The sequence below is a fragment of the Streptomyces corchorusii genome (assembly GCF_001514055.1).
In the GTDB taxonomy this organism is placed as follows: domain Bacteria; phylum Actinomycetota; class Actinomycetes; order Streptomycetales; family Streptomycetaceae; genus Streptomyces; species Streptomyces olivaceoviridis.
In genome coordinates, this window is sequence record NZ_KQ948356.1 from 38,066 (window position 1) to 59,100 (window position 21,035).

A 21,035-nucleotide genomic window follows, 5' to 3' on the forward strand; every position below is an offset into this window, starting at 1 on the left:
TCTGTCACTGCTCCTGGGGCGCTGGTGTTACCGGACAGGGGGGAAGTCTGCGGTGTCGGTGGTGCGTACGGCCAGCGACCGGTCCGGATTGAGCCGTACGACGATGTGGCGCCGCCAGTTCGCGTCGTCGCGCTCGGCGCGGTCCTCGCGCCAGTGGCAGCCGCGGGTCTCCTCGCGCAGCCGGGCGGCGGCGACCAGGACCCGGGCCACGCACAGGAGGTTCGTGGCCTCCCAGGTGTCCACGCCGGGCTCGGCGGTCTTGCCGTTCTCCTCCAGCGCGTCCCGGGCCTCGGTGCGCAGCCTCTGGAGCTGGTCCGCGGCCCTGGCGAGGGACTCCTCGGAGCGCAGCACGCCCGCGCCCTCGGTCATGGTCCGCTGGATGGCGAACCGGGCCTCGGGGGTGAGCAGCGGGTGGGCCGGCTTCTCGGGCGCCGGGACCGGGACGGGCACACGCGCGTGCAGGCCGTCCGCCGCGCGGGCGGCGGCGATGTCGGCGGCGATCCGCTCGGCGTAGACGAGACCTTCGAGGAGGGAGTTGGAGGCGAGCCGGTTGGCGCCGTGCACGCCGGTGCAGGCGACCTCGCCGCACGCGTACAGGCCCGGGACCGTGGTGCGCCCCCGCGCGTCGGTGCGGACGCCGCCGGAGGCGTAGTGGGCGGCCGGGGCGATCGGGATGGGCTCGGTGACCGGGTCGATGCCGTTGGCGCGGCAGGCGGCCAGGATGGTCGGGAAGCGGTGCTCCCACATGGCGGCGCCGAAGTGCCGGGCGTCGAGGTACATGTGCTCGGCGCCCTGCTCCAGCATCCGCCGCGTGATGCCCTTGGCGACGATGTCCCGGGGCGCCAGCTCGGCCAGTTCGTGCTGGCCCACCATGAAGCGCACGCCGTCCCCGTCGACCAGGTACGCGCCCTCGCCGCGCACCGCCTCGGAGACGAGCGGCTGCTGGCCCTCGGCGTCCGCGCCGAGGAACAGCACGGTCGGGTGGAACTGCACGAACTCCAGGTCGCTGACCTCGGCACCCGCGCGCAGCGCCAGCGCCACGCCGTCGCCGGTCGACACGGACGGGTTGGTGGTCGCCGAGAACACCTGGCCCATACCGCCGGTCGCGAGGACCACGGCGGGCGCGTGCACGGCGCCCACGCCGTCGTGCTGGCCCTCGCCCATCACATGCAGGGTGACCCCGGCCGTACGGCCCTCGGAGTCCGTCAGCAGGTCCAGGACCAGCGCGTTCTCGATGGTGCGCAGCCCACGCGCGCGTACGGCCTCCACGAGCGCCCGGGAGACCTCCGCGCCGGTCGCGTCGCCGCCCGCGTGCGCGATCCGGCGCCGGTGGTGGCCGCCCTCGCGGGTGAGGTGGATGTCGCCCTCGTCGTCGGTGTCGAAGTGGGCGCCGGTGGAGATCAGCCGCCGGACGGCGTCGGGGCCTTCGGTGACGAGGGTGCGCACGGCCTCCTCGTCGCACAGGCCCGCGCCGGCCACCAGGGTGTCCTCCAGGTGCTGCTCCGGGGTGTCGCCCTCGCCGAGGGCCGCGGCGATGCCGCCCTGCGCCCAGCGCGTGGAGCCGTCGTCCAGGCGGGCCTTGGTGACGACGACCGTGGTGAGCCCTGCGGCCTCGCAGCGCAGCGCCGCGGTCAGGCCGGCCACTCCGGAGCCGACGACGACCACGTCCGCGGAGATGCTCCACCCGGGGGCGGGTGCGTGCAGTCGTATGCCTGTGCTGGTCACGAGGCGGCTCCGAAGGTGAGAGGAAGATTGTCGATCAGCCGGGTCGTGCCGACCCGGGCCGCGACGGCGAGGACGGCCTCGCCGGTGAAGTCGTCGCCGATCTCGGTGAAGTCGGCGGGGTCGACCAGCGCCAGGTAGTCCAGCCGGAGGGGCGGGTCGAAGCGGGCGGCCTCGTCCAGGACCTGGCGGGCGGCGGCGCGGACGGCCGCCGGGCCGCCGGGCGCGGCGGTGGCCACCGCGTGCGCGTCGGCCGCCGCGCGGGACTCCCCTATCGCGCTCAGCGCCTCGGCACGCGCCTGCGTGGAGGGCACTTCCCGGGCCCGCGCGCGCAGCGCCTCCTGTGCCGCGTGCCGGTCCCGGCCGGCGAACAGCGCGCGGGACAGCGCGAGGGCGGTACGGCGCTCGCCCGGCGAGAGGTAGCGGTTGCGGCTGGACAGGGCGAGCCCGTCCTCCTCGCGGACGGTCGGTACGGCGACGATCTCGACGCCGAAGTTGAGGTCCCGCACCATGCGCCGGATCAGGGCCAGCTGCTGGGCGTCCTTCTGGCCGAACAGGGCGGCGTCGGGGCGGGTGAGGTGCAGCAGCTTGGCGACGACGGTGAGCATCCCGTCGAAGTGGCCGGGCCGCGAGGCACCCTCCAGGCGCTCGCCCATGGGGCCCGCGGAGACGCGCACCTGGGGTTCGCCGCCCGGGTAGACCTCGTCCACGGAGGGCGCGAACACGGCGTCCGCGCCCGCCTGCTCGGCGAGCTTGAGATCGGCGTCCAGGGTGCGCGGGTAGCGGTCCAGGTCCTCGCCCGCGCCGAACTGCAAGGGGTTGACGAAAACGGTGACGACGACCTCGCCGTCGGGGCCGGCGGCCTCCCGCGCGGCACGGATGAGCGTCGCGTGGCCCTCGTGCAGGGCGCCCATGGTCATCACCACGGCGCGGCGGCCGTGGCGCACACGCGCGTGCAGCTCGTCGGCGGTGCTCAGCAGGGCGGTGCTCATCGGTCGTTCCCCTCGGTGCCGGTCGTGCCGTCGGAGCCGTTCGTGCCGTCGGTTCCCTCGCCCGCCTGGCCGGCGTGGCCTCCGTCGGCGAGTACCCCGAGGAGGTCCTCGGCCAGTTCCGGCTTCAGCAGGCCGTGGGCGAGCGCGCGGTCGGCGGTTGCGCGGGCCATCGCGAGGTAGCCCGCCACGGTCTGCGGGGCGTGCTTGCGCAGCTCGGTGACGTGCGCGGCGACCGTACCGGCGTCCCCGCGCGCGACCGGGCCGGTCAGGGCGGCGTCGCCGGAGCGCAGGGCGTTGTCCAGGGCGGCCCCGAGCAGCGGGCCGAGCATCCGGTCGGGCGCCGCCACACCGGCGGTGCGCAGCAGTTCCATGGACTGGGCGACCAGGGTCACCAGGTGGTTGGCGCCGAGCGCGAGGGCCGCGTGGTACAGCGGGCGGTTCTGCTCGCTGATCCACTCCGGTTCGCCGCCCATCTCGATCACCAGGGCCTCGGCGGCCAGGCGCAGCTCCTCGGGCGCGGTGACGCCGAAGGAGCAGCCCGCGAGCCGCTGGACGTCCACCGGCGTGCCGGTGAAGGTCATCGCCGGGTGCAGGGCCAGCGGCAGCGCGCCCGCGCGCAGGGCCGGGTCGAGCACTTTCGCGCCGAACCGGCCGGAGGTGTGCACGAGCAGCTGTCCCGGCCGTACCGCGCCGGTCTCGGCGAGGCCGGCGACCAGGCCGGGCAGGACGTCGTCGGGGACCGTGAGCAGCACCAGGTCGGCGCGCTGGAGCACCTCGGCGGGCGGCACCAGCGGGACGTCCGGGAGCATGGTCTCGGCGCGCCTGCGGGAGGCGTCGGAGACTCCGGAGACGGCCACCGGGCGGTGCCCGGCGAGCTGGAGGGACGCGGCCAGCGCGGGGCCCACGCGACCGGCGCCGACGACGCCGACGGTGAGCCGCGCGGGGCGGTCCTTGAGGTCTGGCTGGTGGACTGTACTCACGCGACGGTGGCCTTCCCGTTCCAGTCCGCTCTGGGTACCGGACGATTTCTCGTCATGTTAACGCTATCGGCCGAGGCGGCGGCCGGTTGTCCACAGGCTGTGGGTTTCACCACGTCTTCGCCCGCCTCCTCGCCTCGTCCTCGCCTGGTAGTCGTCCGGTCCTCGTCCGGTCCTCGTCACAGGAAACCCGGATGCCGCGCGGGGGGCGTGCGGGGCATGATCCGCGGCATGACTGATGTGGCTGAGCAGGACGACGGACGATCGGCCGAGGAACGGTTGCGGGAGCGGCGCAGGGCCGCCCAGCGGAAGGCGCGGCGCGTCCTGGCGCGCGGGACCCCCCGGAACTCGATCCGGGAACGGCTCGCGCTGCTCCAGGAGGCCGGCGCCGAGGTGTACGACCTGGACGAGCCCGGGGACGTCTACGGCGACCAGATCGTGGCCGCCCTGGAGGAGCGGGTCGCCGCGCTGCTCGGCACCGAGGCCGCCGCGTTCTTCCCGACGGGCACCATGGCCCAGCAGGTGGCCCTGCGCTGCTGGGCGGCCCGCACCGGGAACCCGACGGTGGCCCTGCACCCGCTGGCCCACCCGGAGGTGCATGAGCGGCAGGCGTTCAGCCAGGTCAGCGGGTTGCGTCCGGTCAGGGTGGGCGGTGAGCACCGGCTGCCCACGGCGGCCGAGATACGTGACCTCGAAGAGCCCTTCGGGGCGCTGATGCTGGAGCTGCCCCTGAGGGACGCCGGTTTCGTGCTGCCCACCTGGGAGGAGCTGACCGAGGCCGTCGAGGCGGCACGGGAGCGCGACGCGGTGGTGCACTTCGACGGCGCGCGCCTGTGGGAGTGCACCGAGCACTTCGGGCGTCCCCTGGCGGAGATCGCCGGCCTCGCCGACAGCGTCTACGTGTCGTTCTACAAATCCGTCGGCGGCTTCGGCGGCGCCGCGCTCGCCGGTCCCAGGACGCTGGTGGAGGAGGCGAAGACCTGGCGGCACCGGTACGGCGGCACGGTCTTCCAGCAGTTCCCGACCGCCCTGTCCGCGCTCATCGGCCTGGAGCGCGAAGTGCCCCGGCTGCCCGAGTACGTGCGGCACGCGCGCGTGGTGGCCGCCGCGCTGCGCGAGGGCTTCGCGGCGGCCGGGGTGCCCTGGTCCCGCGTCCACCCGGAGGAGCCGCACACCCACCAGTTCCAGGTCTGGCTGCCGTACGAGCCGGACGTGGCCGCCGAGGCGGCCCTCCGCCAGGCCGAGGAGACCTCGGTGATGCTCTTCGCGAGCGTCTGGAACACCGGCGGGCCCGGCCTCGCGTTCACGGAGGTCGGCGTCCAGGCCGCGGGACTGGAGTGGACGGCGGACGACGTCCGCGCGGCCGTACGGGACTTCGTGGACCGGCTGCCGGGCAGGGTCTAGAGGGCGCGGGGGCGCCCCCGGCGGGCCAGGGTGCGCAGCCGGCGGCCCAGGGTGCGCCGGAGCCGCCCGTGCGCCGGGCGTCCGGCGACGACCGCGCGGAAGCGCCAGTGGTCGCGGATCTCGCGGGCGAGGCCGAGGTCGCGGCGGCCCGGCGCGGGCGGCTCGGGCTCGCCGTGCAGGCGGGCGCGGTAGCTGTCGAGGAGGTACTGCTGGGTGATGCTCATGGCGGATCGCCTTCTCGGGACGTGGCTGATCGGTGACTGATCGGGCTCCGCGGCTGCCCCGGTGTCCCCAACACTGCCCCTGACCGGCGCGGATGTCCCGTGGATTGACGGCTGCCGTCAATCCACGGGGGCACTGTCAGTGGCCCGGTGCACCATGGGGGCATGAGCGTGACCGTCGACATCACCGGGCTGCCCCTGGAGAGGGTTTCCGTCGTGCCCTCCCCGCTGGCGGAGCTGGGAATGGCGCTGCACGCGCTCAGCGGGCCGGCGCACCACCCGGAGCTGCGGGCCTGGGCGACCGCCGTCTCCTCCCGGCTGGAGCCCTGCCTGGCCGACCGGCTGTGCGAGGCGGACTTCCTGTGGCGCTCCACGTTCTCGGACGTCTTCGCCCCGTTCGCCGGCCTCCCGGGCGGGCGCGCGCTCCCCGGCGCCACGCTCGCCGAAGAGCTGGACCAGCTGGACGAGCTGACGGACGAGCAGTTCGTCAACGCGGCCCTGGAGTTCACCTGCCAGCTGCGTTACGACGTCCAGGAACCCGGCCCGCTCGACGACCCGGAGCTGCGCCGCCGCTCGCTGGAACTGGCCGCCGCGCGCGGCGCCGTGCAGGAGCGGTTCACGCGCCGCCTGCTGACCGACCCGCCGTCCGTGCGCGCCTGGTTCCGCCGGCTGATGCTCGACTGCGACGAGGCCTTCTTCGCCGACACCTGGGCCCGCGTCCAGCCCCAGCTCGCCGCCGACGCCCGGCACAAGACCGAACTGCTGCGCCGCAAAGGGCTCGGCGAGGCCCTCACGTCCCTGTCCGGGGCCGTCTCGCTGGACGAGGAGGCCGGGCTCGTCACGGTCGACAAGCTGCTGGTGGGCCACACCACCACCGGCGACGGCGGCCTGGTGCTGGTGCCGACCAGCCTCGGCTGGCCGCACGTGATGGTCCTGCACCGGTACGGCTGGCAGGTCTCGATCATGTACCCGGCGAGCGGTCCCCGGCCGCAGGCGCCCTCCGTCGAGCAGCTCACGCGCCGGCTGGACGCGCTGGCCCACCCGGTGCGGATGCGGCTGTGCCGGCACCTGGCGCGCGCCCCGCACACCACGAGCGAACTGGCCGACGCGCACGGCATGTCCGCGCCCGAGATATCCCGGCACCTGACGGTGCTGAAGAAGGCCGGGCTGATCACCGACTGCCGCCGCGGCCGGTACGTCCAGCACCAGCTGGACCTGTCCGCGGTGGCCCGGCTGGGCAGCGACTTCATCGAGGGCGTCCTGCGCTGAGGCAGCGGGGCCCGGGGCCGGCGGACCGCACCGAGGAAGCGGGGCCGGCCCTGCGGCCCGCGCCGATGGAGCGGGGCCGAGTCGTCGCCGTCAGCCGTGGCCGCCGGCGCGCACCAGCCCCGTCTCGTACGCCAGCACGACCACCTGCACCCGGTCGCGCAGCCCGAGCTTGGTCAGGATGCGGCCCACATGGGTCTTCACGGTCGCCTCGCTCAGCACCAGCCGGGCCGCGATCTCGCCGTTGGACAGTCCCTGCGCGACCAGCACCATGACCTCGCGCTCCCGCTCGGTGAGCCGTTCCAGCTCCTTGTGCTGGGGCTCCTTGCCGACGGAGGGCAGCATGGGCGCGAAGCGGTCCAGCAGGCGCCGGGTGGTGGAGGGGGCCACGACCGCGTCGCCGCTGTGCACGGCGCGGATGGCGGCGAGGAGATCACCGGGCGGCACGTCCTTGAGCATGAAGCCGGAGGCGCCCGCCTTCAGCCCGGAGAAGGCGTACTCGTCCAGGTCGAACGTGGTCAGGATGAGGACCTTGGGCGCGTCCGGCTCCGCGCAGATCCGCCGGGTGGCCTCCACACCGTCCAGCTTCGGCATCCGGACGTCCATGAGGACGACGTCGACGGCGGTGGACCGCAGCACCTGGAGGGCCTCGACGCCGTCGCCCGCTTCCGCGACGACCTCCATGTCCGGCTGGGCGGCTAGCACCATCCGGAACCCGGTGCGCAGCAGCACCTGGTCGTCGACGAGCATCACGCGGATCGTCATCGGGCCTCTTCCGTTCGGGATCATGGGTCGGTCAGTGCGCCGGCTTGAGCGGCAGCAGGGCGCTGATGCGGAATCCTCCGCCCGGGCGCGGGCCGGCGTCCAGGGTGCCGCCGACCATGCCGACGCGCTCCCGCATGCCGATCAGGCCGTGGCCCTGTCCGTCGGCGCCGCCCTCCTCGTACAGCTCGTGCGGGGCGCCCTTGCCGTCGTCCTCCACCAGCAGGCCGAGACCGTCGTCGAAGTAGACCAGGCGGACGCTCGCGCCCGCGTGGGGCCCGCCGTGCTTGCGGGTGTTGGTGAGCGCCTCCTGCACGATCCGGTACGCGGTCAGCTCCACGCCGCTGGGCAGTGGCCGCGGGGTGCCCTCCACCTTGAAGTCGACCGGGAGACCGGAGCTGCGGCACTGTTCGATGAGGTCGTCGATCTGCTCGACGTCGGGCTGCGGGACGTACTCCCCGCTCTCCTGGTGCTCGCCGGTGCGCAGCACGCCCAGCAGGCGGCGCATCTCGGCCAGCGCCTGACGGCCGGTGGAGGAGATCGTCTCCAGGGCGTTTCTCGCCTGGTCGGGGGCGGTGTCCATGACGTACGCGGCGCCGTCGGCCTGCACCACCATCACCGACACGTTGTGCGCGACGACGTCGTGCAGCTCGCGCGCGATCCGGGCGCGTTCGGCGGCGACCGCGACCTTCGCCTGCGCCTCGCGCTCCTTCTCCAGGCGGGCCGCGCGCTCCTCCAGCTGGGCGAAGTAGGCCCGCCGGGTGCGCATGGAGTCGCCGAGGACCCAGGCGAGGGCGAAGGGCACCGTCTGGAAGACCGTTATGGCGGCCTGCCCGAGGAAACCGGTGTTCTCGGCCGGCCAGCGGATCTGGGCCACGGCCGCGGCGCACAGGCTGACGGCGAGCGCCAGCCGGGAGGCCCAGCGCGCGCCGACGGTCGCGACCGTGTAGGTGATCACCAGCATGGCGAAGTCGGCGACGGTCGTCTCGATGTCCAGGACCAGCTGCACCAGCCCGGCCACGAGGGCGAGCAGCAGCATCGGCTCCGGGAAACGGCGGCGCAGCGCCACGACGACGCACAGAAAGGTGGACACGGCGATACCGCCGGCGATCGTCCCGTGGTGGCCCGGCACCCCGTCGAGATTGACCACGCTCAGCGCGGACAGCCCGAACAGGACGACGGCCCAGGAGGAGTCGACCCAGGTCGGGTGGCGGCGGAGGAAGTCATAGAGGCGCTGCACGTAACCCAGAGTAGGGAAACCGGATGCGTGCAGGGGTCAACCGAAGGACCGATCCGCGCCCGGCGCGCGTACTCCCCAAGGTGGATGTCGTGATCATCGGTGTGCCTAGTCTGGTGGGGTGACGGATGGGACGACGGCGGAGGGCTCCCGCCGGAACAGCGGGGATCGCTCCCCGCGCGGCTGGCGCGCGGCGGCCGGTGCGGCCCTGTACGGGCCCGGCGGCTTCTACCGGCGCCCGGAGGGCCCGGCGGGCCACTTCCGCACGTCGGTGCACGCCTCCCCGCTGTTCGCGCGGGCCGTGGCCCGGCTGCTGTGCCGGGTCGACGCGGCGCTCGGGCGGCCCCCGGCGCTGGACTTCGTCGACATGGGCGCCGGGCGGGGGGAACTGGTCAGCGGGGTGCTCGCCGCCCTGCCGGCCGACGTGGCCGCACGCGCGCGTGCCTACGCCGTCGAGATCGCCGACCGCCCGGCCGGCCTGGACGGGCGGATCACCTGGCTGAGCGAACTCCCGGAGACGGTCACCGGGCTGCTGTTCGCCAACGAGTGGCTGGACAACGTGCCCGTGGACGTCGTGGAGGTGGACTCCGCGGGTGTGCCCCGGCTGGTGCTCGTCGCGGAGGACGGCTCCGAGCGGCTCGGGGAGCCCGTGACGGGCGCGCCGGCCGACTGGCTCGCGCGCTGGTGGCCGCTGCCGGCCGAGCAGGGGCTGCGGGCGGAGATCGGGCTGCCCCGGGACCGGGCCTGGGCGTCGGCCGTGGACCGGGTGGTACGCGGGCTCGCGGTGGCCGTGGACTACGCGCACACGGTGGACGCGCGCCCCCCGTTCGGCACCCTCACCGGCTTCCGCGAGGGACGGGAGACGGCGCCCGTCCCGGACGGCTCCTGTGACATCACGGCCCATGTGGCACTGGACGCGTGCGCGGCGGCGGCCGGTACGGCACACCCGCCCTCCGGGGCGCTGCCCGTGCCCTCATCCACGGCGCGGGAGCTTCCCGGCGCGCGTCTGCTCACGCAACGCGCTGCTCTGCGCGCCCTCGACCTCACCGGCGCACGCCCCCCGCTCGCGCTCGCCTCCTCGGACCCCTCGGCCTATGTGCGCGCCCTCGCGAGCGCCGGTGAGGCAGCCGAGCTGACGGCACCGGGCGGCCTCGGCGACTTCGGCTGGCTGCTCCAGCCGGTGGGCATCCCGGACCCCCTGGAGCCGGACCCGCGTGACGCGCCCGCGCTGTGAAGCCCCGCTTGCCGATGCCGCGACTGCTTGCCGATGCCGCCGACTACTTGTCGATGTCGCCGACCACGAAGAACATCGATCCCAGGATCGCCACCATGTCCGCCACCAGCGTCCCCGGCAGCAGCTCGGTCAGCGCCTGGATGTTGTTGTACGAGGCCGAGCGCAGCTTCAGCCGGTACGGGGTCTTGTCGCCCTTGCTCACCAGGTAGTAGCCGTTGATGCCGAGCGGGTTCTCGGTCCACGCGTACGTGTGCCCCTCGGGCGCCTTCAGCACCTTCGGCAGCCGCTGGTTGATCGGCCCGGGCGGCAGCTCGGCCAGCCGGTCCAGGCAGGCGTCGGCGAGGTCCAGCGCGTTGTGGGTCTGCGCCAGCAGCACCTCGAACCGGGCGAGGCAGTCGCCCTCGCTCCGGGTGACGACCTTCAGGGTGTCCTGGAGGTCGCCGTAGGCCAGGTACGGCTCGTCGCGGCGCAGGTCGAAGTCGACGCCCGAGGCGCGCGCGATGGGCCCGCTCACGCCGTAGGCGTGCACCGCCTCCGGTGTCAGCACGCCCACCCCGCGGGTGCGCCCCCGGAAGATCTCGTTGCCGAGCACCAGGTCGTCGAAGACGTCCATGCGCGAGCGCACCGCGGCGACGGCCTCACGCGCGCGTGCGGTCCAGCCGGCCGGCAGGTCCTCCTTGAGGCCGCCGACGCGGTTGAACATGTAGTGCATGCGCCCGCCGGAGACCTCCTCCATGACGTTCTGGAGCACCTCGCGCTCCCGGAACGCGTAGAACACCGGCGTGATCCCGCCCAGCTCCAGCGGGTAGGAGCCGAGGAACATCAGGTGGTTCAGCACCCGGTTCAGCTCGGCGAGCAGCGTGCGCGTCCACACCGCCCGCCCGGGGACCTCCATGCCGAGCATCCGCTCCACCGCGAGGACCACGCCCAGCTCGTTAGAGAACGCCGACAGCCAGTCGTGGCGGTTGGCGAGCACGATGATCTGCCGGTAGTCGCGCGCCTCGAAGAGCTTCTCGGCGCCCCGGTGCATGTAACCGATCACCGGCTCGGCGCGCACGATCCGCTCCCCGTCCAGCACCAGCCTGAGCCGCAGCACACCGTGCGTGGACGGGTGCTGGGGCCCGATGTTGAGCACCATGTCGGTGCTCTCCGCCGCGCCGCCGATACCGACCGTGGTCTCCGTCGTAGGAGTCATGCGCCCAGTTTCCCCTACGTACGCTGGGCTCATGGAAACGGGGAGTCCCGAAGGGACCGGAGCGCCGGCGGACCGGCCGGTGTGGCGCGCGCTGGGGCCCGGGCTGCTGCGGGTGCGCCGGCTGCTGCTGGTGGTGTGGACGGCGGTGCTCGCGCTCGTCGCGGGGCTCCTCGCGGGCCTTCTCGCGGGGCCCGCGTGGGCGGTCTGGGCGCTGCTGCCGCCGGCGTGCGCCGCCTGGTGCTGGTGGCTGCTGGAGCGCAACTGGCGCTCGTGGCGGTACGCCGAGCGCGCCGACGACCTGCTGATCAGCCGGGGTGTCCTGTGGCGTGAGGAGACGGTGGTGCCGTACGGGCGGATGCAGCTGGTGGAGGTGACCTCCGGGCCGTTGGAGCGGCGCTTCGGGCTGGCCACCGTGCAGTTGCACACGGCCGCCGCCGCGACCGACGCGACCATCCCCGGCCTGGACCCGGCCGAGGCGGAGCGCCTGCGCGACCGGCTGACCGAGCTGGGCGAGGCACGATCGGCGGGCCTGTGACCTCCCCCGACGGCACCGACGGCATACCCGGCGACGGCATAGCGGCCGGTGACATAGAGACCGGTGGCACACCGCACGACGGCACACCGCAGCGCCCGCCCGTCACCGAGCGCCGGCTGCACCCGGTCACGCCCTTCCGCCGGGCGTGGGCGCCGCTCGCGGTGCTGGCCGGCTGGGCGGCGCACGACCCGAACGGCGCCCAGGAACAGCTCGATCGGCTGACCGGCACCGTGCTCCTGCTGGGGCTCGCGGTACTGGTGCCGGCGGCCGGCCTCTACGGCTTCCTGTCCTGGTGGTTCACGCACTACGCGGTCACCGGCACCGAACTGCGCATACGCACCGGGCTGCTGTTCCGGCGCACCGCGCACATCCGGCTGGAGCGCGTCCAGGCCGTGGACGTCTCGCGCCCGCTGCTCGCGCGCGTGGCGGGCGTGGCGAAACTGCGGATCGACGTCGTCGGCGCCGAGAAGAAGGACGAGCTGGCCTTCCTGGGCGAGCGGGAGGCACGCGCCCTGCGCGCGGAACTGCTCGCGCGCGCGGCGGGTTTCGCGCCCGAGACGGCGCGCGAGGTCGGAGAGGCACCGGCGCGTGTACTGCTGCGCGTGCCCCCGCGCGAGCTGGCGCGCTCCCTGCTGCTGACGGGCGCCACCTGGGGCTCGCTGTGCGCCGCGCTGGTGGTCCCGACCGTGCTGTGGCTCATCACCCACAGCCTGTGGACGGTCGTCGGGACCGCCCTGCCGCTGGTCGGCGCGGCCGGTGCGAGGAGCGTGGGCCGGTTCGTCGCGGAGTTCGACTGGACGGTCGGCGAGTCCCCGGACGGGCTCCGCATCGACCACGGGCTGCTCGACCGTACGCACGAGACGGTGCCGCCCGGCCGGGTGCAGACGGTGCGGATCGTGGAACCGCTGCTGTGGCGGTGGCCGGGCTGGGTGCGGGTGGAACTGGACGTCGCCGGATCCGCCAACTCCGTGCTGGTCCCCGTCGCCCCGCGCGCGGTCGCCGAGGCCGTCGTCGCGCGCGTGCTGCCCGGCGTGACCGTGCCCCGGGAGCTGTCGCGGGCGCCGCGCCGGGCGCGGTGGTGCCTGCCGTTGTGGTGGCGCGGGCACGGGCTGGCGGTCACCGGCGCGGTGTTCGCCGCCCGCAGCGGCCTGTTGTGCCGGCGGCTCTCGCTCGTTCCGCACGCCAAGGTGCAGAGCGTACGGCTCACCCAGGGGCCCTGGGAGCGCCTCCGGGGGCTCGCCGACGTCCATGTGGACACCGGCGCGAACAAGACCGTGACGGCCCGGCTGCGCGACGCCGAGGAGGCCGCTCGGCTCCTGCACGAGCAGGCGGAGAGGTCCCGCACGGGCCGCCGGGACGCCCTCCCGGACCGCTGGATGACCACCGGCTGACCGGCGCGGCCTCGACGCCCCACCGCACCGACGCCTCGGGCCCGGCTCCCCTCGCGGGAAGGCCGGGCCCGGTGCTCGGTCCGTACGGCTGACGCCGGCTCAGGAGGCCGCGCTGCGCAGCCCCTGGATGTCGATCTGCTCGGTCTCGTCGTGCGCGGTCAGGTCGATGACCTGGCCGACCTCCCGGGACCGCGCGTCGGCGGCCTTGAACCCGGCCTCGGACTCGGCCTTGTGCACGGCGAGCGCCTCGGGGCCGACGACGTCGGCGAGGTCCTCGTTCTGCACGGAGTCCAGCGTGGTCTTCGGCGCGCCCTTCTGGGTGCCGAAGAAGTCGAAGCCGCCCTCGACCACCGGGCGCCGCGCGGGCGCCGCCGGTACGACGGCCACCGCGGTCGGCACGGCGAAGTGCCCGGCGGGAGGCCGGCCCACGGAAGGCGCGGCTTCGGTGGCCGACGCCGGGTCGGCGCCCTCCTTCACGCCGTCCGCGGCGGGTTCTCCTTTGGCGACGGCGGCCTCGGGAGCGTCGTCGGCGGCCTCGGGGGCAGCCTCGGGGGCGGTATCAGCGGCGGCCTCCCCGGGAGCCGGGTGAGCCTCCGGCCCGGACGTCTCCGACGCGACGGCGACGGACGCGGCGGAATCGGCGGCCTCAGCGGCGTCAGCGGACTCGGCCGCTACAGCAACGTCAGCGGACTCGGTGGCGTCAGCGGACTCCGCCGACTCGGCGGACGCGAGCCGCGCGGCCCGGACCTCCGCCGCCTCGGGCTCGTCCCCCTCGGCGCCGGCGTCGGCCTCGACCCCGTCATCCCCCTGCTCCAGACCCTGCCGGTCGAACCGCGCCAGGGCCGTCAGCGCCCGCCGGTACAGCTGGGCGCCCCCGGGCGAGAACGCCGCCGGCCGCTCCTCGGTGCCGGACACCTCCGAACTCGCGGCGGCCACGGGTTCGGCGCCGCGCGCCGGCGGCAGCGCACGCGCCGAAGGGGCGGGCTCCGGCTCGGGCACCGCCGCTTCGATCTCCAGCAGCCGCCGTCCCTCCAGGGCGCTGGCGCGCTCGGTCTCCGCCGTGGCGTACCGGCGCAGCAGGGCCGCGTGCTCGTTGCGCAGGCCCGCGAGCTCCGCCCGCTTGGCGCGCAGCCGCTGCTCCAGCTTCGCGCGCAGCTCGCGGGACTCCTCCAGATCGGTCTCCAGCTCGGCGACCCGTTCCTCGTGCCGCCATTCGTCGCCCGCACGCGCGCGTGTGAGTTCGGCGACCTGCTTGCCCGCCTGCGCGTCCCAGCGGCGCATCACGACCGCGCCGAGGACCGCCGTCGCGGCGGCCGCCGCGGCCAGCGCGCGCAACACGGTGGCCTCGGAGAACACCCACGGACCCAGCGCGCAGGCGACGGAGACGCCGGCGATCGCCGACGGGGGCAACAGCCGGTGCAGAGGCGGGGAATGGCGGTGGCGTCCACGTGGCATGGCCAGAAACTTACCGCGCGTAGGGGAGTCGTGGGCCCCCGCCCCGTAAAAACACGGCCACACCGTGTGCTTAACGGGGCGTCGGGGGCAGGAGGGCTCAGCGGTCGGTGAGCCGTCCGCTGAGCCACTGGAGCATCGGCGGGATCTCGCGCCGCCAGGTGTTGAAGTTGTGCCCGCCGCTGTCGAGGATGATCGACGAGACCCGGGTCAGATTCGTGGCCTGGACCCGCTGGATGAACTTCAGCGTGGCGTTGTAGTCGTGCTCGCCGACCTTGCTGCTGGTGACGAGCAGCGAGGTGTCCGGCGCCTTCTCGTGCTCCAGCAGCCAGAACAGGTCGGCACGGTCGCGCAGCTTCTCGTCGCCGTGGAAGAGGTCACCGGTGGTCGGGTCGATCGGCGCCTTGTAGTACGGGGAGAGGCCGGCGCCGGCCGCGTACACGTTCGGGTGGTGCATGGCGAGCTTGAGGGCGCAGTAGCCGCCCGTGGAGTCGCCGACGACGCCCCAGCTGCCCGGCCGCTTGCCGGCCCGGTAGTGCCCGAGGACGGCCTCCGGCAGATCCTTGGCGAAAAACGTTTCGGCTTGGGGCCCGCCCGGCACGTCGACGCACTCGGTGTCCCGCGGCGGTGCCACGGTCGGCCGCAGCATCACCAGGATCATCGGCTGCACCCGCCCGTCCTTGGCCAGCCGCTGCGCCGTGCCCGGGTAGTCCAGCTTCTCCACCAGCGCCCGCGCGGTGCCCGGGTAGCCGGTCAGCACGACCGCCACCGGGAACGTACGCGTGCGGTACTGCGGCTGGAAGTACTCCGGCGGCAGGTACACGTACGCCGGTGTGACGATGTGGGTCGTACGGCCCACGACGTCGACCTTCTGTATCTGCCCGCCGGTCTCCGGCCGCGCGGCTTTCACGCCCGGCACGTCGGAGGTGGAGACCACCTGGAGCGGGCCGCCGGTGCTGCCGTTGGCCGAGTGGTCGACCACGATCCCCTGGTCGGTCTCCTGGCCGAACAGGTCCGCCCAGCTCGCGTAGAAGCCGAAGGCCTGGTTGGCGGCGAGCCCGACGCAGGCGAAGAGGGCCACCTGGGTGAACAGCAGCAGGCCGACCCGCCCGCTGACGGCCCGCCAGCTCGACCGGGCCAGGCGCGGCCACAGCCATACCGTGCCGACGAACAGCACGACGGCGATCAGAACCGCCAGCACCAGCACTTTGTTGCTCGTGAGACCCATGGGCTGTTTCCTGCCTGTGCTTTCCGCCCGTGTCGTGCCCGCGCGCGGTTGCGAGGGCTTGCCCGGGGCTTTCCTTGGCCTTTGACCCGACTTTCCGATGGGGAGTGAACCTCTCTCCCCGCGACACCGTCCTAGAGGGCGCAATGTCGCCGGATGCCCGATCGGGCCCGGGTTCAAGGTCTCTCGCAGAACTACGGGATGCGATGTCTGTCAGGATAGATGGGGAAATGTCGGGCGGGGTTCCGGGCCGATCAAGCCGGGCGCGGCGCATACTGCGCGGCCCGCGCCCCGAGGCCGTCCCCGCCGTGGTCGGCAGGGCCGCCGCGCTCGTGGGCGTCCTGGACATTGCCGCGGGTGTGTTCCCGCGCTTCCGTCACAGCCGTATGCACGCCCTGGCGGAGGTGCTGCCGGGCTCCTTCGGGCCGTTCGCGGCGGCGCTCTCGCTCAGCGCGGGCGTGCTGTTGCTGCTGCTCGCGCACGGGCTCAAACGGCGCAAGCGCCGGGCGTGGCGCGCGGCGGTCGCGCTGCTTCCGGCCGGTGCGGTGGCGCAGTTCGCCTACCGTCACTCGGTCGTGGGCGTGCTGATCGCGGTCGCGCTGCTGGTGCCGCTGCTGCGCCACCGCGACCAGTTCGCGGCCCTGCCCGATCCGCGCAGCAGGTGGCGCGCGCTCGCCAACTTCGTGCTCATGAGCGCCGGTTCCCTCGCCCTCGGCCTCGTCATCGTCAGCGTCCACCCGCACCGGACGATCGGCGACCCGAGCCTGGCCGACCGGCTGACGCACGTCATCTACGGCCTGGCCGGCTTCGAGGGCCCCGTCGACTACCAGGGCAACACCTCCTGGACGGTCGCCTTCTCCCTCGGTGCCCTCGGCTGGATCACCGCCGTCACCACGATCTACCTGGCCTTCCGCCCCGAGCACCCGGCCGCCCGCCTCACCGAGGACGACGAGGTCAAGCTGCGCGCGCTGCTGGAGAAGCACGGCCGGCGCGACTCGCTCGGCCACTTCGCGCTGCGCCGCGACAAGGCCGTGGTGTTCTCGCCGAGCGGCAAGGCCGCGGTCACCTACCGGGTCGTGTCCGGCGTGATGCTCGCCAGCGGCGACCCCATCGGCGACGTCGAGGCCTGGCCGGGCGCCATCGAGCGCTTCATGGACGAGGCCAGGGCCCACTCCTGGACGCCCGCGGTCATGGGCTGCTCGGAGACCGGTGGCGAGGTGTGGACCCGTGAGACCGGCCTGGACGCCCTGGAACTGGGCGACGAGGCGGTGGTGGACGTGGCGGATTTCTCGCTCGCCGGACGCGCGATGCGCAACGTGCGCCAGATGGTCAAGCGCATCGAGCGGGCCGGCTACGAAACCCGGGTACGGCGCATCCGTGACGTCGGCGAGGCCGAGTTGGAGCGGATCCGCCTGGCGGCGGAGGACTGGCGCGGCACGGACACCGAGCGCGGCTTCTCCATGGCGCTCGGCCGCATCGGCGACCCGGCCGACGGCGACTGCCTGATCGCCACCGCCCACAAGCAGGACGACGCACAGGGTGAGTACGGCGACCTGAAGGCGATCCTCCACTTCGTGCCCTGGGGCGAGGACGGCGTGTCGCTGGACCTGATGCGCCGCGACCGCAGCGCCGACCCGGGCATGAACGAACTGCTGATCGTCGCCGCCCTGCAAGCCGCCCCGAGGCTGGGCATCACCCGGGTCTCGCTGAACTTCGCGATGTTCCGCTCCGCCCTCGCACGCGGCGAGAAGATCGGCGCCGGCCCGGTGCTGCGCGCCTGGCGCGGACTGCTGGTGTTCCTCTCGCGCTGGTTCCAGATCGAGTCGCTGTACAAGTTCAACGCCAAGTTCCAGCCGCGCTGGGAACCGCGGTTCGTGGTCTACCGGGCCTCCGCCGACCTGCCCCGCATCGGCTTCGCCGCCATGCAGGCGGAGGGCTTCGTCAACCTCGCCGTGCCGCTGCCGCGCTTCCTGCGCCGGCGCCGGCCGACGGCCCAGCGCGCGTGCGCGCACGCGGTGACCGAACGGGACGTCCGGGCGGCCTGAGCCGCCCACCTGCCTGCCGAGCCCCGACACGCCGAGCGGTACGGCCCCGGGAGCGGCCCGGGAGGACGCCGCACCCCTTCCGGCGCCGGGGCCTCCGCCCGGGGCGCGGCGCGTTCCGCCACGGTCCGGGGCCTACGCTGAACGTATGAACAACCTCAGCGGGCGCGGCCGAGTCGCCGGCCTTCCGGCATGGGACCGGTGCGCGGTCATGGGGGTCGTGAACGTGACCCCCGACTCCTTCTCCGACGGCGGCCGCTGGTTCGACACGACCGTCGCCGTCAAGCACGGCCTGGATCTGGTCGCCCAGGGCGCGGATCTGGTCGACGTCGGCGGCGAGTCCACCCGGCCCGGGGCCACGCGCGTGGACGAGGCGGAGGAGCTGCGGCGGGTCATCCCCGTGGTGCGGGGCCTCGCCTCCGAGGGCGTCGTCGTCTCCGTCGACACCATGCGCGCCTCCGTCGCCGAACGGGCCCTCGCGGCAGGCGCCGCCCTCGTCAACGACGTCAGCGGCGGCCTCGCCGATCCCGCGATGATCCCGGTGGTCGCCGACGCGGGCGCCCCCTTCGTCGTCATGCACTGGCGCGGCTTCCTCCAGGGCGGCAACGTCAAGGGCGTCTACGAGGACGTCGTCGGGGAAGTCGTGGACGAACTGCACGCGCGCGTGGAGGCCGTTCTGGCGGGCGGTATCGCCCCGGACCACATCGTCGTCGACCCGGGCCTCGGCTTCTCCAAGGAGGCCGAGCACGACCTCGCCCTCCTCGCCCGCCTCGACCGGCTGGCCTCCCTCGGGCACCCGCTGCTGGTCGCCGCCTCCCGCAAGCGGTTCCTCGGCCGGGTCCTCGCCGGACCGCAGGGGGCGCCCCCGCCGGCCCGGGAGCGCGACGCGGCCACGGCAGCCGTCTCCGCGCTCGCCGCGCACGCCGGCGCGTGGGCGGTGCGCGTGCACGAGGTGCGCGCCACGGCGGACGCGGTCCGGGTGGCCCGGGCCGTGGAGGAGGCGCGCGGCGCGGCGGGCGCGCCCGGCACCGGCGGCGCGCACGGGGCGGAAGGAGAGCGGTGAGCGCCCCCCACACCGACGTCGAGCAGGTGGAGGCCGCCAACACCGCCTTCTACGAGGCACTCGAACGCGGCGACTTCGAGGAGGTCTCCTCCCTCTGGCTGACCCCCGCCGACCTGGGCGTGGACGAGACGTACCACGACCCCGCGGACAGCGGGGTCATCTCCTGCGTCCACCCCGGCTGGCCGGTGCTCACCGGCCGCGGCGAGGTCCTCAGGTCGTACGCGCTGATCATGGCCAACACCGACTACATCCAGTTCTTCCTCACCGATGTGCATGTCTCCGTGACCGGCGACACCGCGCTCGTGACCTGCACGGAGAACATCCTCAGCGGCGGCCCCGCCCCCGAGGAGGGCGCGGAGCTCGGCCCGCTGGTCGGCCAGCTCGTCGTCGCCACGAACGTGTTCCGGCGCACCCCCTCCGGCTGGAAGCTCTGGTCGCACCACGCCTCCCCCGTGCTGGCCGAGACCGACGAGGACGACGAGGACAACCACGTGAACGGCGTGAACCCGGACGACGAACCCCTGGCCTGACCCGAAGAAGTGGTTGGAATCACCTACCCCGGGGTAGGAGCGGCTACCAGCCCATGACAGGGCCGGGTTCCCCGGGGGAAACGGCCGGTGAACGCTGCGGACACCGGCCCGTGCCCACGCCCCCGCGGCCCGGCTTTGTCAGTGCCCGCAGGTAGATTCGTCTGAGGCCGGTGTGCCGCCCGCACGCGGCACGGGCCGGTCGTTCCCGACGATTGCAGGAGTGATTCGCGTGGATCGTGTCGCGCTGCGCGGCCTCAAGGCCCGCGGGCACCACGGTGTGTTCCCCAGGGAGCGCGAGGAGGGCCAGACCTTCATCGTGGACCTGGTCCTCGGCCTGGACACCCGGCCGGCCGCGGCCGACGACGACCTGACGAAGACCGTGCACTACGGCATCGTGGCCGAGGAGGTCGTGGCCGTGGTCGAGGGCGAGCCGGTGAACCTCATCGAGACCCTCGCCGAGCGGATCGCCCGGACCTGCCTGAAGCACGAAGGGGTCGAGGAGGTCGAGGTCTGCGTCCACAAGCCGGACGCCCCGATCACCGTCCCCTTCGACGACGTGACCGTCACCATCACCCGGAGCCGAGTATGACCCGACCTTTCCACCAGGGTCACAGCGACCCGACCGTCCAGCCGGTGCCCGCCTCGGTCGTCGAGCAGGTCGACGCCGCCGACACGACGCTGAGCAACCCGAAGTGGGCCGTGATCTCCATCGGCTCCAACCTCGGCAACCGCCTGGAGACCCTCCAGGGAGCCGTCGACGCCCTGGAGGACACCCCCGGCGTCCGGGTGAAGGCCGTCTCCCCGGTGTACGAGACCGAGCCGTGGGGCGTGGAGCCGGGCAGCCAGCCGTCGTACTTCAACGCGGTCGTGGTCCTCAAGACGACCCTGCCCCCGTCGTCCCTGCTGGAGCGGGCGCACGCCGTCGAGGAGGCCTTCCACCGCGTCCGGGACGAGCGCTGGGGCGCGCGCACGCTGGACGTCGACATCGTCGCCTACGCCGGCGTCACCTCGGACGACCCGCGGCTCACCCTGCCCCACCCGCGCGCCCACGAGCGCGCCTTCGTGCTCGTGCCCTGGCACGACGTCGACCCGCAGGCGCAGCTCCCCGGCCGCGGCACGGTGGCCGACCTGCTGTCCGCCGTCACCCGTGAGGGTGTCGCGCCCCGCGCGGACCTGGAACTCCGGCTGCCCGAGTAGTCGTTAAGGTCGAGACGGGTCAAGACCAAGACGACCACCGTCCGGAATGGTCCGGGGGAACTGAAGGGACACCGTGAGAGAGCTGCGCATCAGGGTGCTGGCGGGCGTGTTCGTCGTCGCAGGCGTCCTGTCCTGGGCGGGCGCCCGCCTCTGGAACTCGATCGGGACCCTCCCCAGCGTCCCCCTGGCCGCCCCCGTCGTCCTCGCGCTGATCGCGGTGGTCCTGCTCTCGACGGCGCTGTCGCTGCGCGCCCGTCTCAGGGCCCAGCGCGAGCGCCGGCCCGGCGCCAAGGGCGTCGACCCGCTGATGGCGGCCCGGGCGGTCGTCTTCGGCCAGGCCAGCGCGCTGGTGGCCGCGCTCGTCGCCGGCATGTACGGCGGCACGGGCGTCTTCCTGCTGGAGCTGCTGGACATCCCGGCCCGCCGTGACCAGGCGATCTACGCCGGCTTCTCGGTCCTGACCGGCATCGGGGTGATAGCTGCCGCCATCTTCCTGGAGCGGGTCTGCAAGCTCCCCGAGGACGACGACCAGAACCACCAGGGCGCGGAGCCGGTGGCCTGACCCCCGGCCCCGCGCCCCGGCACGTGTC

At 74.0% G+C, this 21,035-nt stretch carries 20 protein-coding genes; 11 read left to right on the top strand and 9 right to left on the bottom strand.

The genetic code is table 11. From position 1 onward, the window contains the following. Nucleotides 1–27: 27 nt before the first annotated feature. Genes AQJ11_RS15760 through AQJ11_RS15770 form a run of 3 tightly spaced genes read right to left on the bottom strand, consistent with a single transcriptional unit; the run spans nt 28 to nt 3,694 of the window. The gene (locus AQJ11_RS15760) at nt 28–1,725 is read right to left on the bottom strand and encodes an L-aspartate oxidase (protein ID WP_014674136.1); all 1,698 of its coding nucleotides are present in this window, start codon (nt 1,723–1,725) and stop codon (nt 28–30) included. Beyond that, the gene (gene panC, locus AQJ11_RS15765) at nt 1,722–2,714 is read right to left on the bottom strand and encodes a pantoate--beta-alanine ligase (RefSeq protein WP_014674135.1); all 993 of its coding nucleotides are present in this window, start codon (nt 2,712–2,714) and stop codon (nt 1,722–1,724) included. The genes AQJ11_RS15760 and panC overlap by 4 nt, the downstream gene beginning before the upstream one ends. Further along, a complete protein-coding gene (locus tag AQJ11_RS15770) occupies nt 2,711–3,694 on the bottom strand; it encodes a Rossmann-like and DUF2520 domain-containing protein (protein WP_014674134.1) in 984 nt (327 codons plus the stop codon). Before AQJ11_RS15770 ends, panC begins: the two co-directional genes overlap by 4 nt. A 228-nt stretch (nt 3,695–3,922) precedes the next feature. Between AQJ11_RS15770 and AQJ11_RS15775 the strand changes: the two genes are divergently transcribed. Then, complete coding sequence (locus tag AQJ11_RS15775; protein ID WP_237280906.1) at nt 3,923–5,095, top strand: threonine aldolase family protein; 1,173 nt, start codon at nt 3,923–3,925, stop codon at nt 5,093–5,095. Here the strand turns inward: AQJ11_RS15775 and AQJ11_RS15780 are convergent. Further along, the gene (locus tag AQJ11_RS15780; RefSeq protein ID WP_059263502.1) at nt 5,092–5,319 is read right to left on the bottom strand and encodes a hypothetical protein; all 228 of its coding nucleotides are present in this window, start codon (nt 5,317–5,319) and stop codon (nt 5,092–5,094) included. The genes AQJ11_RS15775 and AQJ11_RS15780 overlap by 4 nt on opposite strands. A gap of 162 nt (nt 5,320–5,481) precedes the next feature. Here AQJ11_RS15780 and AQJ11_RS15785 point away from each other — a divergent pair, with 162 nt between their 5' ends. Then, nucleotides 5,482–6,585, top strand: coding sequence for a DUF5937 family protein (locus tag AQJ11_RS15785; RefSeq protein ID WP_059263503.1), 1,104 nt, complete (start codon nt 5,482–5,484; stop codon nt 6,583–6,585). Between the two features lie 90 nt (nt 6,586–6,675). On the opposite strand, the gene AQJ11_RS15790 is transcribed toward AQJ11_RS15785, so the two are convergent. After that, nucleotides 6,676–7,347, bottom strand: a complete 672-nt coding sequence (locus tag AQJ11_RS15790) for a response regulator (protein WP_014674130.1) — start codon at nt 7,345–7,347, stop codon at nt 6,676–6,678. A gap of 31 nt (nt 7,348–7,378) precedes the next feature. Then, a complete protein-coding gene (locus tag AQJ11_RS15795; RefSeq protein ID WP_059263504.1) occupies nt 7,379–8,584 on the bottom strand; it encodes a sensor histidine kinase in 1,206 nt (401 codons plus the stop codon). Nucleotides 8,585–8,702: 118 nt separating this feature from the next. On the opposite strand from AQJ11_RS15795, the gene AQJ11_RS15800 reads away from it, so the two are divergent. Further along, the gene (locus AQJ11_RS15800; protein WP_208616527.1) at nt 8,703–9,815 is read left to right on the top strand and encodes an SAM-dependent methyltransferase; all 1,113 of its coding nucleotides are present in this window, start codon (nt 8,703–8,705) and stop codon (nt 9,813–9,815) included. A gap of 43 nt (nt 9,816–9,858) precedes the next feature. Here the strand turns inward: AQJ11_RS15800 and AQJ11_RS15805 are convergent, their stop codons facing one another. Further along, on the bottom strand, nt 9,859–11,010 hold the full coding sequence (locus AQJ11_RS15805) for an NADH-quinone oxidoreductase subunit D (protein ID WP_059263505.1): 1,152 nt from the start codon (nt 11,008–11,010) through the stop codon (nt 9,859–9,861). 31 nt (nt 11,011–11,041) lie between these two features. On the opposite strand from AQJ11_RS15805, the gene AQJ11_RS15810 reads away from it, so the two are divergent. Beyond that, nucleotides 11,042–11,545 (top strand): PH domain-containing protein, encoded by a 504-nt coding sequence (locus AQJ11_RS15810; RefSeq protein WP_041665408.1) that lies wholly within the window; start codon nt 11,042–11,044, stop codon nt 11,543–11,545. A 53-nt stretch (nt 11,546–11,598) separates the two neighbouring features. After that, on the top strand, nt 11,599–12,936 hold the full coding sequence (locus tag AQJ11_RS15815) for a PH domain-containing protein (RefSeq protein WP_208616552.1): 1,338 nt from the start codon (nt 11,599–11,601) through the stop codon (nt 12,934–12,936). Nucleotides 12,937–13,035: 99 nt separating this feature from the next. Here AQJ11_RS15815 and AQJ11_RS15820 read toward each other — a convergent pair whose 3' ends face one another. Both AQJ11_RS15820 and AQJ11_RS15825 read right to left on the bottom strand, forming a co-directional pair. Further along, complete coding sequence (locus tag AQJ11_RS15820) at nt 13,036–14,391, bottom strand: hypothetical protein (RefSeq protein WP_208616528.1); 1,356 nt, start codon at nt 14,389–14,391, stop codon at nt 13,036–13,038. A 97-nt stretch (nt 14,392–14,488) separates the two neighbouring features. Continuing rightward, nucleotides 14,489–15,616, bottom strand: a complete 1,128-nt coding sequence (locus AQJ11_RS15825) for an alpha/beta hydrolase (protein ID WP_014674122.1) — start codon at nt 15,614–15,616, stop codon at nt 14,489–14,491. Nucleotides 15,617–15,843: 227 nt separating this feature from the next. On the opposite strand from AQJ11_RS15825, the gene AQJ11_RS15830 reads away from it, so the two are divergent. The 6 genes from AQJ11_RS15830 to AQJ11_RS15855 all read left to right on the top strand — a co-directional run bounded on the left by AQJ11_RS15830 (nt 15,844) and on the right by AQJ11_RS15855 (nt 21,007). Next, nucleotides 15,844–17,658, top strand: coding sequence for a phosphatidylglycerol lysyltransferase domain-containing protein (locus tag AQJ11_RS15830; protein ID WP_059263507.1), 1,815 nt, complete (start codon nt 15,844–15,846; stop codon nt 17,656–17,658). A gap of 145 nt (nt 17,659–17,803) precedes the next feature. Then, nucleotides 17,804–18,718, top strand: a complete 915-nt coding sequence (folP, locus tag AQJ11_RS15835) for a dihydropteroate synthase (RefSeq protein ID WP_208616529.1) — start codon at nt 17,804–17,806, stop codon at nt 18,716–18,718. Further along, nucleotides 18,715–19,248 carry a nuclear transport factor 2 family protein gene (locus AQJ11_RS15840; RefSeq protein WP_059263508.1) on the top strand — a complete coding sequence of 178 codons (534 nt, stop codon included), beginning with the start codon at nt 18,715–18,717 and terminating at the stop codon, nt 19,246–19,248. Before folP ends, AQJ11_RS15840 begins: the two co-directional genes overlap by 4 nt. A 229-nt stretch (nt 19,249–19,477) precedes the next feature. After that, entirely contained in the window at nt 19,478–19,837 is a 360-nt protein-coding gene (gene folB / locus AQJ11_RS15845) for a dihydroneopterin aldolase (RefSeq protein ID WP_014674117.1), read from the top strand. Next, complete coding sequence (gene folK / locus AQJ11_RS15850; RefSeq protein ID WP_059263509.1) at nt 19,834–20,445, top strand: 2-amino-4-hydroxy-6-hydroxymethyldihydropteridine diphosphokinase; 612 nt, start codon at nt 19,834–19,836, stop codon at nt 20,443–20,445. The genes folB and folK overlap by 4 nt, the downstream gene beginning before the upstream one ends. Before the next feature lie 73 nt (nt 20,446–20,518). Then, on the top strand, nt 20,519–21,007 hold the full coding sequence (locus AQJ11_RS15855; RefSeq protein WP_059263510.1) for a DUF3180 domain-containing protein: 489 nt from the start codon (nt 20,519–20,521) through the stop codon (nt 21,005–21,007). Nucleotides 21,008–21,035 lie beyond the last annotated feature (28 nt).

Excerpts from the sequence above, each read along its gene's own strand:
- AQJ11_RS15780 (WP_059263502.1), bottom strand. The coding sequence starts at position 5,319 with ATGAGCATCACCCAGCAGTACCTCCTCGACAGCTACCGCGCCCGCCTG.
- folK (WP_059263509.1), top strand. The coding sequence starts at position 19,834 with ATGACCCGACCTTTCCACCAGGGTCACAGCGACCCGACCGTCCAGCCG.
- AQJ11_RS15820 (WP_208616528.1), bottom strand. The coding sequence starts at position 14,391 with ATGCCACGTGGACGCCACCGCCATTCCCCGCCTCTGCACCGGCTGTTG.
- panC (WP_014674135.1), bottom strand. The coding sequence starts at position 2,714 with ATGAGCACCGCCCTGCTGAGCACCGCCGACGAGCTGCACGCGCGTGTG.
- AQJ11_RS15785 (WP_059263503.1), top strand. The coding sequence starts at position 5,482 with ATGAGCGTGACCGTCGACATCACCGGGCTGCCCCTGGAGAGGGTTTCC.
- AQJ11_RS15825 (WP_014674122.1), bottom strand. The coding sequence starts at position 15,616 with ATGGGTCTCACGAGCAACAAAGTGCTGGTGCTGGCGGTTCTGATCGCC.
- AQJ11_RS15790 (WP_014674130.1), bottom strand. The coding sequence starts at position 7,347 with ATGACGATCCGCGTGATGCTCGTCGACGACCAGGTGCTGCTGCGCACC.
- AQJ11_RS15805 (WP_059263505.1), bottom strand. The coding sequence starts at position 11,010 with ATGACTCCTACGACGGAGACCACGGTCGGTATCGGCGGCGCGGCGGAG.
- AQJ11_RS15810 (WP_041665408.1), top strand. The coding sequence starts at position 11,042 with ATGGAAACGGGGAGTCCCGAAGGGACCGGAGCGCCGGCGGACCGGCCG.
- AQJ11_RS15830 (WP_059263507.1), top strand. The coding sequence starts at position 15,844 with ATGTCGGGCGGGGTTCCGGGCCGATCAAGCCGGGCGCGGCGCATACTG.
- AQJ11_RS15775 (WP_237280906.1), top strand. The coding sequence starts at position 3,923 with ATGACTGATGTGGCTGAGCAGGACGACGGACGATCGGCCGAGGAACGG.
- folP (WP_208616529.1), top strand. The coding sequence starts at position 17,804 with ATGAACAACCTCAGCGGGCGCGGCCGAGTCGCCGGCCTTCCGGCATGG.